At 71.2% G+C, this 12,839-nt stretch carries 10 protein-coding genes; 8 read left to right on the forward strand and 2 right to left on the reverse strand.

What is annotated here, in order from left to right; all coding sequences use genetic code 11:
• Positions 1 to 9 precede the first annotated feature (9 nt).
• From rsmA to ACZ7D7_RS15195, 6 genes are all read left to right on the forward strand, one after another.
• Positions 10 to 933 carry a 16S rRNA (adenine(1518)-N(6)/adenine(1519)-N(6))-dimethyltransferase RsmA gene (gene rsmA, locus ACZ7D7_RS15170; protein WP_470824670.1) on the forward strand — a complete coding sequence of 308 codons (924 nt, stop codon included), beginning with the start codon at positions 10 to 12 and terminating at the stop codon, positions 931 to 933.
• Positions 930 to 1,823, forward strand: coding sequence for a 4-(cytidine 5'-diphospho)-2-C-methyl-D-erythritol kinase (locus ACZ7D7_RS15175; protein WP_470824672.1), 894 nt, complete (start codon positions 930 to 932; stop codon positions 1,821 to 1,823). Before rsmA ends, ACZ7D7_RS15175 begins: the two co-directional genes overlap by 4 nt.
• 134 nt (positions 1,824 to 1,957) lie before the next feature.
• Complete coding sequence (locus tag ACZ7D7_RS15180; RefSeq protein ID WP_470824673.1) at positions 1,958 to 3,772, forward strand: ABC-F family ATP-binding cassette domain-containing protein; 1,815 nt, start codon at positions 1,958 to 1,960, stop codon at positions 3,770 to 3,772.
• A gap of 214 nt (positions 3,773 to 3,986) precedes the next feature.
• Positions 3,987 to 5,747, forward strand: a complete 1,761-nt coding sequence (locus tag ACZ7D7_RS15185; protein WP_470824674.1) for an outer membrane protein assembly factor BamB family protein — start codon at positions 3,987 to 3,989, stop codon at positions 5,745 to 5,747.
• A 55-nt stretch (positions 5,748 to 5,802) separates the two neighbouring features.
• A complete protein-coding gene (locus tag ACZ7D7_RS15190; protein WP_470824676.1) occupies positions 5,803 to 7,629 on the forward strand; it encodes an outer membrane protein assembly factor BamB family protein in 1,827 nt (608 codons plus the stop codon).
• Positions 7,630 to 7,839: 210 nt separating this feature from the next.
• Positions 7,840 to 8,547 (forward strand): helix-turn-helix transcriptional regulator, encoded by a 708-nt coding sequence (locus ACZ7D7_RS15195; protein ID WP_470824677.1) that lies wholly within the window; start codon positions 7,840 to 7,842, stop codon positions 8,545 to 8,547.
• Between the two features lie 22 nt (positions 8,548 to 8,569).
• On the opposite strand, the gene ACZ7D7_RS15200 is transcribed toward ACZ7D7_RS15195, so the two are convergent.
• Both ACZ7D7_RS15200 and ACZ7D7_RS15205 read right to left on the reverse strand, forming a co-directional pair.
• The gene (locus tag ACZ7D7_RS15200; RefSeq protein WP_470824678.1) at positions 8,570 to 8,884 is read right to left on the reverse strand and encodes a hypothetical protein; all 315 of its coding nucleotides are present in this window, start codon (positions 8,882 to 8,884) and stop codon (positions 8,570 to 8,572) included.
• 21 nt (positions 8,885 to 8,905) lie between these two features.
• Positions 8,906 to 10,585, reverse strand: a complete 1,680-nt coding sequence (locus ACZ7D7_RS15205; RefSeq protein WP_470824680.1) for a sodium:solute symporter family protein — start codon at positions 10,583 to 10,585, stop codon at positions 8,906 to 8,908.
• 191 nt (positions 10,586 to 10,776) lie between these two features.
• On the opposite strand from ACZ7D7_RS15205, the gene galT reads away from it, so the two are divergent.
• Both galT and galE read left to right on the forward strand, forming a co-directional pair.
• Entirely contained in the window at positions 10,777 to 11,838 is a 1,062-nt protein-coding gene (gene galT / locus ACZ7D7_RS15210; RefSeq protein ID WP_470824681.1) for a galactose-1-phosphate uridylyltransferase, read from the forward strand.
• Positions 11,835 to 12,812: a UDP-glucose 4-epimerase GalE gene (gene galE / locus ACZ7D7_RS15215; protein ID WP_470824683.1), complete on the forward strand. Its 978-nt coding sequence runs from the start codon at positions 11,835 to 11,837 to the stop codon at positions 12,810 to 12,812. Before galT ends, galE begins: the two co-directional genes overlap by 4 nt.
• The last annotated feature ends 27 nt before the right edge of the window (positions 12,813 to 12,839 follow it).

Genomic DNA, 12,839 nt, shown 5'->3' on the forward strand with positions numbered 1-12,839 from the left:
CCTTGTCCCGTGACCAGCCCCACCCCCGACGCCCTCCTCGGGCCCGCCGACGTGCGTGAGCTCGCCGGCGCCCTCGGTGTGCGTCCCACCAAGCAGCGCGGCCAGAACTTCGTGATCGACGCGAACACCGTCCGCCGTATCGTCCGTACCGCCGACGTCCGCCCCGACGACGTCGTCGTCGAGGTGGGCCCGGGGCTCGGCTCCCTCACCCTCGCGCTGCTGGAGGCCGCCGACCGCGTCACCGCCGTCGAGATCGACGACGTGCTCGCCGGCGCGCTGCCCGCCACCATCGAGGCCCGCATGCCGGACCGCGCCGACCGCTTCGCGCTCGTGCACCGCGACGCCATGCAGGTCACCGAGCTGCCCGGCCCGGCCCCGACCGCCCTCGTCGCGAACCTCCCCTACAACGTCGCCGTGCCCGTCCTGCTCCACATGCTGGAGACCTTCCCGAGCATCGAGCGCACCCTGGTGATGGTCCAGGCCGAGGTCGCCGACCGCCTCGCCGCCGCCCCCGGCTCGAAGGTGTACGGCGTGCCGTCCGTGAAAGCCAACTGGTACGCCGAGGTCAAGCGGGCCGGCGCGATCGGCCGCAACGTCTTCTGGCCCGCGCCGAACGTCGACAGCGGACTGGTGTCCCTGGTCCGCCGCGCCGAGCCGCTGAAGACCACCGCCTCCCGCAAGGAGGTCTTCGCGGTCGTGGACGCCGCGTTCGCGCAGCGCCGCAAGACCCTGCGCGCCGCCCTCGCCGGCTGGGCCGGGTCGGCGCCCGCCGCGGAGGCGGCCCTCGTCGCCGCCGGGGTCTCCCCGCAGGCCCGCGGCGAGTCCCTCACCGTCGAGGAGTTCGCCCGCATCGCCGAGCACAAGGCAGCCGCCCAGCACGCCGCCGAGCCGCACGAGGCCGCCGCCCAGCACGAGGAGCCCGGTCAGCCGTGAGCGTCACCGTCCGCGTCCCCGCCAAGGTCAACGTCCAGCTCGGAGTCGGCGCCGCCCGCCCCGACGGCTACCACGACCTGGCCAACGTCTTCCTCGCGGTCGGCCTCTACGACGAGGTCACCGTCACCCCGGCCGACGAGCTCCGCGTCACCTGCGCGGGCCCGGACGCCGGCCAGGTGCCGCTCGACCGCACCAACCTGGCCGCCCGCGCCGCCGAGGCGCTCGCCGCCCGGTACGGCCGGGCGCCCGCCGTGCACGTCCACATCGCCAAGGACATCCCCGTCGCCGGCGGCATGGCGGGCGGCAGCGCGGACGGCGCGGGCGCGCTGCTCGCCTGCGACGCCCTGTGGGGCACCGGCGCCTCCCGCGAGGAACTCCTCGACATCTGTGCCGAACTCGGCAGCGACGTGCCGTTCAGCCTGGTCGGCGGCGCCGCCCTCGGCACCGGACGCGGCGAGAGACTGACCGCGCTGGACGTCGGCGGCACCTTCCACTGGGTGTTCGCGATGGCCGGGCGGGGCCTGTCCACCCCGGCCGTCTTCCGCGAGTTCGACCGGCTGGCCGAGGGCCGGGACGTCCCCGACCCCGTCGCCTGCCAGGACCTCCTCGACGCCCTCGCCAAGGGCGACCCGGACGCGCTCGCCGCCGCCGTCTCCAACGACCTCCAGCCCGCCGCGCTCTCCCTCTTCCCGCAGCTCGCCGACACCCTCGCCGCGGGCCGCGCCGCCGGAGCGCTCACCGCGCTGGTGTCCGGCTCGGGCCCGACCACGGCGTACCTCGCCCGGGACGCGGAGTCGGCGGCGCGGATCGCGGACGCGCTGCGCGCCTCCGGCACCTGCCGCACCGTCCGCACGGCGTCCGGACCGGCGCCCGGAGCGATCGTGCTGTAACCCCACCCAGGCCACCCGCCCCGGCCACCCGGCCGCCGAGGCCACCGCACCCGGGCCCCACCGGTTCCCGGCCCGTCACCCGACCGGCGCACACTACGCTGGGAGGCTGACCGACCCCCCTGCGCAGGAGAAAAATGGCCGTCAACCTGGTCAATGTCGAGAACGTCAGCAAGGTCTACGGCACCCGTGCCCTCCTCGACGGCATCTCGCTCGGCGTCTCGGAAGGGGACCGCATCGGCGTCGTCGGCCGCAACGGCGACGGCAAGACCACCCTCATCCGGATGCTGGCCAAGCTGGAGGACGCCGACTCCGGCCGCGTCACGCACTCCGGCGGGCTGCGCCTCGGCGTGCTCACCCAGCACGACTCCCTCGACCCCGCCGCGACCGTGCGGCACGAGGTCATCGGCGACATGGCCGACCACGAGTGGGCGGGCGACGCCAAGGTCAGGGACGTCCTCACCGGTCTGTTCGGCGGCCTCGACCTGCCCGGCTTCCCCAAGGGCCTGGACACCGTCATCGGCCCGCTGTCCGGCGGCGAGCGGCGCCGCATCGCGCTCGCCAAGCTCCTCATCGAGGAGCAGGACCTGATCGTCCTCGACGAGCCCACCAACCACCTCGACGTCGAGGGCATCGCCTGGCTCGCCGGACACCTGCGCGAGCGCCGCTCGGCGCTGGTCTGCGTCACCCACGACCGCTGGTTCCTCGACCAGGTCTGCACCCGCATGTGGGACGTCCAGCGCGGCGTCGTCCACGAGTACGAGGGCGGCTACTCCGACTACGTCTTCGCCCGCGCCGAACGCGAGCGCATCGCCGCCACCGAGGAGGTCAAGCGGCAGAACCTGGTCCGCAAGGAACTGGCCTGGCTGCGGCGCGGCGCACCCGCGCGGACCTCCAAGCCGCGCTTCCGCGTCGAGGCCGCCAACGAGCTGATCAAGGACGTGCCGCCGCCCCGCGACACGAGCGAGCTGATGAAGTTCGCCTCCTCACGGCTCGGCAAGACCGTGTTCGACCTGGAGGACGTCACCGTCCAGGCCGGCCCCAAGGTGCTCCTCAAGCACGTCACCTGGCAGCTCGGCCCCGGCGACCGCGTCGGCCTCGTCGGCGTGAACGGCGCCGGCAAGACGACCCTGCTGCGCGCCATGGCCGACGCCGCCCGCACCCAGGGCGAGACGCAGCCCGTCGGCGGCAGCGTCCGCGTCGGCAAGACCGTGAAGCTCGCCTACCTCTCCCAGGAGGTCGCCGAACTCGACCCCGCCTGGCGGGTCCTGGAGGCCGTGCAGGCGGTGCGGGAGCGCGTCGACCTCGGCAAGGGCCGCGAGATGACCGCCGGGCAGCTGTGCGAGACGTTCGGCTTCGGCAAGGAGAAGCAGTGGACGCCGGTCGGCGACCTGTCCGGCGGTGAGCGGCGCCGGCTCCAACTGCTGCGCCTGCTCATGGACGAGCCCAACGTCCTCTTCCTCGACGAGCCCACCAACGACCTCGACATCGAGACCCTCACCCAGCTCGAGGACGTCCTCGACGGCTGGCCCGGCTCGATGATCGTCATCTCCCACGACCGGTTCTTCGTCGAGCGCACCACGGACCGGGTGTTCGCGCTGCTCGGCGACGGCACCCTGCGGATGCTGCCGCGCGGCATCGACGAGTACCTGGAGCGCCGCCGGCGCATGGAGGAGGCCGCGGCCGCCGCCGGCCCGGTCGCCACCAGGACCGACACCTCGGCCGCCCCCGAGAAGAGCGCCGCCGACCAGCGCGCCGCGAAGAAGGAACTCCAGAAGATCGAGCGGCAGTTGGACAAGATCTCCGAGAAGGAGTCCCGCCTCCACGCGCAGATCGCCGAAAACGCGACAGACTTCGCGAAGGTGGCCGAACTGGACGCGGAGCTGCGGGAGCTGGCCGGTCAGCGCGAGGAGCTCGAGATGCGCTGGCTGGAACTCGCGGAGGACGCGTAGCCGTCCGTGAAGGGCGCGTGAAGGGACGTAACAAGGGCATCACGGGCCGGTCCTCCCTTGGGAACAGGGCAGGATCCGGCCCCGTGGTATGTCGGAGCCGGTGATAGAAAGAGCCGACCGAGAACCGACCAGAACTGTCTGAGTACGACTCTGAGTGGCGCTTCCGTACCTCAGGGCGTGGCTAAAAATCAGTGAGTAGAGGGGGAACGAGCTGATGACTCAGCCGCCCAACCAACCGCCGCACGGCGGTTTCGGAGCACCGCAGGATCCGCCGCCGCAGGGAGGCTTCGGGGCACCGACCCCGCCGCCCCCGCAGGGCGCGCCCGGCACTCCGCCGCCTCCGGGGACCCCGCCCGGGGCGCCGCAGCCCGGCTACGGCTACCCGCAGCAGCCCGGCCAGCCGGGCCCCTACGGCCAGCCCGGCCCCTACAACTCCGGCCCCTACGGCCAGCCTCAGCAGCCGGGGCCGTACGGCCAGCCCGCCGGGTACGGCTACCCGCAGCAGCCGCAGTACCCCGGTGCGCCCGGCACACCGCCGCCCGGCTCGCGCAACCCGTTCAGGAACAAGACGGCGCTCGTCGTGGGCGGCGCGGTCGCGGCGCTCCTCGTCATCGGCGGCACGGTGTTCGCCGTGACCGGCGGCGACGACGAGAAGAAGGACGGCAAGCCGGTCGCGGGCAAGAGCGACGACCCGAAGCCCTCGGCGTCCGGCGCTCCGGTCAACCCCGGTGACGGCAGCGGCGACGGTGGCGAGGACCCGGAGGACCTCAACGCGGGCCGCAAGGCCGGCGAGGCCAAGGTCCTCTGGTACAAGGAGGCGCCCGACGCTCCCGGCTCCGGTGCCGAGGCCGAGGGCCTGTGGATCACCGACAAGACCGCGGTGAAGCCGGCGTACAAGCAGCTCTTCGCGTACAACGTCGGCGACGGCAAGCCCACCTGGGACCCGATCACCTTCCCGCAGAAGATCTGCGCGACGACGCCGCAGAAGACGTCCGACGACAAGATCGTCGTCGCGTACATGAGCGGCAGCAGCGACCGCGCCAAGTGCAACCAGCTCCAGCAGATCGACCTCAACACCGGTGAGAAGGGCTGGGAGGGCGAGGTCGCCGAGGGCGGCCTGTTCGACTCCACGCTCTCGCTCGGACTGACCATCACGGGCGACACGCTGATGGTGGGCCGCTCCCAGTCCGGCACGGCGTACGACGTGAACTCCGGCAAGAAGCTGTGGGACAAGAAGAAGTACGGCGACGCCTGCTTCCCGACCGCGTTCGCGGGCGGCGAGAAGCTCGTCGCCGTGTCGTCCTGCGGCGCGAGCACCTCCAACGAGCACGACGAGGTGCAGGAGCTCGACCCGAAGACGGGCCAGGCCAAGTGGACCCAGAAGTTCGACAAGGGCTGGCGGGTCGAGCGCACGTACTCGGTGGACCCGCTGGTGGTCTACAGCACCAACAAGGACAAGAAGGCCTGGAACATCTCCACCATCGGCGACGGCGGCAGGTTCCGCTCGCAGGTGAAGGTCGACGAGGACTTCGCTCCCGAGTGCGGCTGGGCCATCCTGACGCGCGACCTCCAGGGCTGCCTGGGCGTGGCCGCCGACGCCAACACGCTCTACCTGCCCACCAAGGCGACGGCGAGCGCCAACGAGATCGTGGCGATCAGCCTGGACACCGGCAAGGAGAAGTGGCGCGTCAAGTCCCCGGCGGACGAGACGATGCTGCCGGTCAAGGCCGAGGGCGGCAAGCTCGTCGCGTACGTGCAGCCGTCGTACGACGCCGGCGGCCAGATCGTGTCCATCGGGTCCGGCGGCGGCGCGCCCACGAAGCTGCTGCAGAACCCGGAAGGCACCGCCGACATCGAGAACGGCTTCTTCTCCAAGCAGATCGACTGGGTCGACGGCCGCTTCTACATCTCGACCAGCCGGCTCAACGGAAACGACGACGCCAAGGAGAAGTTGATGCTCGCCTACGGCAAGTGACCCGACTTCTCCCCTTCCGTCCGCCGCTCGACCCGTCTTCCGAGGTGCTCACGCCATGACTCAGCCGCCCCCGCCGCCCAACCAGCCCCCGCCCGGGGGAGGTTTCGGCCCGCCGCAGGACCCGCCGCCGCAGCCGCCGCAGGGCCCGCCCTCCGGCGGACCCGACCTCGGCAAGGCCCCGCAGCAGCCGCAGCAGCCTCAGCAGCAGCCCGGTTACGGCTACCCGCAGGCGCCCCAGCCCCAGGCGCCGGGGACCCCGCCGAGCACCCCGGCCTACGGCCAGCCCGGCGCGTACGGCCAGCAGCCGGGCGGGTACGGCCAGCCCGGCGCCTACGGTCAGCCCGGCGCCTACGGCCAGCAGCCCGGCTACGGTTACCCGCAGCCGCCCACCATGCCGCAGCAGCCGCAGGTGCCCGGCGGCGGCCGGAGGATCAACTCACAGGTGGCCATCATCGTGGCCGCCGTCGTCGCGATCGCCCTGATCGTCGGCGGTGGCATCTGGTACGCGTCCGGCAAGGACGACGGCAAGAACGACACCGCGAACTCCAGCGGGGGCACCGGGGGCACCAACCCGAAGGGCGGCTCCGCCCCGGGCGGCGGCGGCTCGACGGGCGGCAAGGAGAAGGTGCCGTCCGATCCGAGCTCCAAGGTCCTCTTCCAGGTGCCGGCGCCCGAGGTCAAGGGCGACAGCAGCGTCGTCGTCTCCGGCTCGTGGGCCACCGACAAGGTGTACGCCAAGAGCGGCGTCGCCGAGATCGTCGGCTACGACCCCGTCAAGGGCACCAAGCTGTGGACGATCGACCTGCCCGGCCCGGTCTGCCAGGCCAGCAAGCACGTCACCGAGGACAACAGGACGGCGGTCACCTTCCAGCCCGCCATGCCGACCAAGGCCGACCCCTCGCACGGGTGCAGCCAGGTCGCGGCGATCGACCTGGCCGCCGGCAAGAAGCTGTGGACGAAGACCCTCAAGACCGGTGACCAGGACGTCCGCTTCGACAACGTCACCGTCAGCGGCAGCACGGTCGCCGTGGGCGGCACCAGCGGCGGCGGCGCCTTCGACATCGCGTCCGGCAAGACGCTTTGGAGCCCGAAGCCGACCGACTCCTGCTACGACGCCGGGTACGGCGGCGGCGAGAAGCTGGTCGCGCTCCGCAAGTGCGGCTCCTACGACAACCGTCAGCTGCACGTCCAGACCATCGACCCGAAGTCCGGGAAGGTGATCTCCGAGTACAAGATGGCGGCCGGCATCGAGTACGCCAGCATCGTCTCCACCGAGCCGCTGGTGGTCGCGTCCGACGTCGGCGACACCGCGGGCGACGGCAGCGGCATCTCGGACTTCTTCTCCATCGACAACAAGACCGGCAAGCTGCGGGCGCGCATCTCGGCGCCGGGTGAGCAGTACGCCGCCAAGTGCGACGGCATCTCCCGCATCGAGCACTGCCTGATGCTCGCCGTCGGCAACGACCGGCTGTACGTGCCGACCGAGGAGCACGACGGCGACGGCGAGCTGGGCCGCACCAACGAGATCGTCGCCTTCGACCTGGCCACCGGCAAGACGACCGGCCAGCGCGCCGACGCGGGCGACGGCTACTCGATCACCCCGCTGCGCATGGACGGCGCCAACCTCCTGGCGTACAAGCGCCCGCCCTACGACAAGGGCGGCCAGGTCGTCAGCATCGACGGCGGCTCCTTCAAGCAGACGACGCTGCTGGAGAACCCGTCGACGAAGTCGGTGCGCGACGCGGAGACCAGCCTGCTCCCGGACTACGCGGAGCTGCTGTTCCACCAGGGCCGCTTCTACATGTCGGCGGTGTACGCCAGCAACAGGCGACCCATCTCGGGCGACGAGGAGTACTTGGTGGTCGCGTTCGGTACGAACTGATCGCTCACCGGTCACCACCGCGGCCCCGCACCCGTCCAGGGTGCGGGGCCGCGGTCGCGTGTCCGGGTCTTTGTCGCCGGTAGGGGCAGCGCGGGGCGGAAGTTGCGTGTAGCTTCCGGGGGCACTGACGCTTCCACACTGGGGGATTCACGGTGGGGCGTTCATAGTGGGACCCACGAGGGTCCGCTGGGGGGACTGGGGGGTTGCTCGATGGGAGTGCGGCTCATGGTGGTCGACGACCACCGTCTGCTCGCCGAGGCGCTGGCCTCGGCGCTGAAGCTGCGCGGGCACCGGGTGCTGGCCGCGGCGGCGCCGACCACCGGGGCGGCGGAGCTGGTGATCGGCCGGGCGCCGGAGGTGTGCCTGCTGGGGACGGCGACACCGGCGGAGCCGGGCATCTTCGACCCGGTGGCGCGGATCAAGCGGGAGCGTCCGCAGGTCGCGGTGGTGGTGCTGGGCCCGGTGCCCAGCCCGCGCGGCATCGCGGCGGCCTTCGCCGCCGGGGCGTCGGGGTACGTGCGGCACGACGAGCGCATCGAGGGCGTCGAGCGGGCGATCATGAAGGCGCGGGCGGGGGAGGCGGCGATCGCTCCGCAGCTGCTGCAGGGCGCCTTCAGTGAGCTGCTCAACCCGGCCGCCCAGCCGGACGACGAGGGCCGGCGCCTGCTCCAGATGCTCACGCCGAGGGAGGTCGAGGTCCTGGTCCGGGTCGCCGACGGCGAGGACACCCGCGTGATCGCCGCCGGCATGGGCATCGCCCCGTCCACGGCCCGCACCCACGTCCAGCGGGTCCTGATGAAGCTGGGGGTGGGCTCCCGCCTGGAGGCGGCGGCCCTCGCGGCGCGGACGGGCCTGCTGGACAGGGCGGGCCCGGTGCGGGGACCCGGCGCCCTGCCGGACACCGGGCCCCCGCCGTGACGCCGGGGTCAGGCCGACGGCGTCACTCCCGTTCCTTGTCCTCCGGCACGAGGTCCGGCGTCGGCGGAGCCACCGGCCTGAGCTTCAGCCAGGCCAGGAAGAACAGGCCGAGCAGGAGCATCCCGAGCCCGGTCCACAGGTTGATGTTGACGCCCTCGGCCTTGTCGATGTCGGCGTCGGACGCCGTGAGGCCCGCGATCGTCACGATCACGCCGTAGAGCACGAACAGCCCGCCGATGATCCGCCGGATGTCGAACAGCCGCGCGGCCGTGGTCGACTTGGTCTCCAGCTCGGAGACCTCCCGGTGGACGTCCTTCTCGGAGTAGTGCTGGGACATGGTCTCTCCATCCTCCCGCGATCAGAACGAGAACGGGATGTAGCAGGCGGCGGCGAGGATGACCGCGCCCCAGCCCAGCAGGGCCGGCTTGCGGTACCAGGCGTCGTCGCCGGTGGCGGGCGGCTCGGACATGCCGGGCGAGGTGGTGCCGTACACCAGTCCCTGGAGTTCCTCGGCCGGCTTCGGCTTCGTGAACAGCGAGACGGCCACCATGACGACCGCGCCGGCGACGAATCCGGCGATCGCGGAGACGAAGTTGGCGCCCTGGTCGGAGGGGATGTCGATGACGCCCTGCTTGTAGAACCAGAAGTAGTTCACCATCGCGGCCGTCGTGCCGGCGAGCAGACCCCAGAAGCCGGACTTCATGGAGGCGCGCTTCCAGAACATGCCGATGATGAAGACGACGAACATCGGGACGTTGAAGAAGGAGAACAGCGTCTGGAGGTAGCTCATGATGTTCGAGAACGACGACGCCAGGAACGCCGTGCCGATCGAGGCGAGCACGCCGATCGCGGTGATGATCCGCCCGAACCGCACGTAGTAGCCGTCCTCGCGGCCCTTGACCACGTACTTCGCCCAGATGTCGGTCGTGAACACGGTGTTGAAGGACGACACGTTCGCCGCCATGCCCGCCATGAACGCGGCCAGCAGACCGGTCACCGCGATGCCCAGCACACCGTTGGGCAGCAACTGCTCCATCAGGTAGGGGATGGCGTCGTTGTACTGGAGGTCGGAGCCGGGCGTGCCGATCTTCGGCACCAGCACGGCCGCGACCAGGCCCGGGATCATCACCAGGAAGACGATGAAGATCTTCGGGAACGCGGCGATCAGCGGGGTGCGCTGGGCGGCGGAGAGGTTCTTCGCGGACAGCGCGCGCTGCACCTCGGCGAAGTTCGTCGTCCAGTAGCCGAAGGACAGCACGAAGCCGAGGCCGAGGACGATGGTCAGCCAGTTGGCGCCGAGCGGGTTGTCGCTGCCGATGCCGGTGCCGCCCCACGAGGTCATGAAGTCGGCGCCGCGCGACTGGGTCAGCGAGTCGGACAGCCCGTCCCAGCCGCCGACGCTCTTCAGGCCGAGCACCGTGATCGGGATGAGCGCGGCGAGGATCACGAAGAACTGCAGGACCTCGTTGTAGATCGCGGAGGACAGGCCGCCGAGGGTGATGTAGGCGAGCACGAAGAAGCCGGCGACGACGATGGCCACCCACTCGGGCCAGCCGAGCAGCGCCTCGACGACGATCGCGAGGGCGTACAGGTTGACGCCGGCGATCAGGATGGCGGCGAAGGCGAACAGGACCGAACTCAGCAGGTGGGCCGCCTTGTCGAAGCGCAGCAGCAGGAACTCGGGGACCGACCGGACCTTGGAGCCGTAGTAGAACGGCATCATCACCAGGCCCAGGAAGACCATCGCGGGGATGGCACCGATCCAGTACCAGTGGGTGGTGTAGACGCCGTACTGCGCGCTGTTGGCGGCCATGCCCAGGATCTCGGTGGCGCCGAGGTTGGCGGCGATGAAGGCGAGACCGGTGACCCAGGCGGGCAGGGAGCGCCCGGAGAGGAAGAAGTCGAGGCTGGTCTTCACCGACCGGCGGGCGGCGAAGCCGATGCCGAGGACGACGACGAAGTAGATGCCGAGGATCGTGTAGTCGAGCCAGTTCGTGGGGAGCCGCAGCTCCGCGGCCAGATATGTGGGGGTTTCCATTCATCACTCGCTTCGTTGCGCGAACTGATCCGGTGCGGAACCTACGCCTCCGCCTTCAGTAATTGAACACTTCCGATGGTGCTCTTTGTTTGATTGTGATGTGCGTGCTTCCTTGGTGAGTTGTGTTTTGGTATGTTGGGTTATGTTTGAAGCATGTGGCAGCCCGATGCGGCTCGAACGAGGAGTCCGGCGTGAAGAAGACCTCGACCCGGCTGGCCGACGGTCGCGAGCTGATCTACTACGACCTGCGTGACGACACCGTGCGCGGCGCGGTCGACCGCCGCCCGCTGGAGCGGACCGTCACCACGTCCGAGGTCCGCCGTGACGCGCTGCTCGGCGACAGCGTCGCCGTCGCCTCGCACCGCCAGGGCCGCACCTACCACCCCCCGGCCGACGAGTGCCCGCTGTGCCCCTCGGCGGGCGACCGGCTGAGCGAGATCCCCGACTCCTCGTACGACGTGGTGGTCTTCGAGAACCGCTTCCCGTCCCTGGCGGGCGACTCCGGCCGCTGCGAGGTCGTCTGCTTCACCTCCGACCACAACGCCTCCTTCGCCGACCTCGGCGAGGAGCAGGCGCGACTCGTCCTCGACGCGTGGACGGACCGCACGGTGGAGCTGTCGCATGTGCCCTCCGTTGAGCAGGTGTTCTGCTTCGAGAACCGCGGCGCCGAGATCGGCGTGACACTGGGTCACCCGCACGGGCAGATCTACGCCTACCCGTTCACCACTCCGCGCACCGCCCTGATGCTCCGTTCACTCGCGGCCCACAAGGAGGCGACGGGCGGGGAGAACCTGTTCGACGCCGTGCTGGCGCGCGAACTCGCCGACGAGCGGGTCGTCCTTGAGGGTGAACACTGGGTGGCGTTCGTGCCGTACGCGGCGCACTGGCCGTACGAGGTGCACCTCTACCCGAAGCGCCGGGTGGCGGACCTGCTCGGGCTAGACGAGGCGGCGCGCGCGGAGTTCCCCCGGGTCTATCTGGAACTCCTGCGGCGCTTCGACCGGATCTTCGGCGAGGGCGAGCCCCCCACCCCGTACATCGCCGCCTGGCACCAGGCGCCGTTCGGCGCGCTGGACGAGTTCGACGGCGTCACGCGCGACGACTTCGCGCTCCACCTCGAGCTTTTCACCATCCGCCGCACTTCCGGCAAGCTGAAGTTCCTCGCGGGTTCCGAGTCCGGCATGAACGTGTTCATCAACGACGTGCCGCCGGAGCGCGCGGCAGAGCGACTGCGAGAGGTAGCGAGTTCATGAGCGGGAAGTACCTGGTGACGGGCGGCGCGGGTTACGTCGGCAGCGTGGTCGCCCAGCACCTGCTGGAGGCGGGCCACGAGGTCGTCGTCCTCGACAACCTCTCCACCGGCTTCCGCGAGGGCGTGCCCGCCGGTGCCGCGTTCGTCGAGGGCGACATCCGCGACGCCGCCAAGTGGCTGGACGCCTCCTTCGACGGAGTGCTGCACTTCGCCGCGTTCTCCCAGGTCGGCGAGTCCGTCGTGAAGCCCGAGAAGTACTGGGACAACAACGTCGGCGGCACCATGGCCCTGCTCCAGGCCATGCGCACGGCCGGCGTCCGCAAGCTGGTGTTCTCCTCCACCGCCGCGACCTACGGCGAGCCGGACGAGGTCCCGATCGTCGAGACCGCCCCCACGCGACCGACCAACCCCTACGGCGCCTCCAAGCTCGCCGTCGACCACATGATCACCGGCGAGGCGGCGGCGCACGGCCTGGGCGCGGTGTCGCTGCGCTACTTCAACGTGGCGGGCGCGTACGGCGCGTACGGCGAGCGGCACGACCCCGAGTCGCACCTCATCCCGCTGGTCCTCCAGGTCGCCCAGGGCCGGCGCGAGGCCATCTCCGTCTTCGGCGACGACTACCCGACGCCGGACGGCACCTGCGTGCGCGACTACATCCACGTCGCCGACCTCGCCGAGGCCCACCTGCTGGCGCTGGCCGCGGCGGCCCCGGGCGAGCACCTCATCTGCAACCTCGGCAACGGCAACGGCTTCTCGGTCCGCGAGGTGATCGAGACGGTCCGCCAGGTCACCGGCCACCCCGTCCCCGAGGTGGTCGCCCCCCGCCGCGGCGGCGACCCGGCCGTGCTGGTCGCGTCCGCCGGCACCGCGCGCGAGAAGCTGGGCTGGAACCCGTCCCGCGCGGACCTCGCGGGGATCGTCGCGGACGCGTGGGAGTTCGCGCAGAAGCACGCCGGCCGGCGCGCCGGCAACTAGAACGTACGGAAGGTCAGGGGTCAGGGC

This window comes from Streptomyces sp. NPDC037054, from assembly GCF_055606745.1.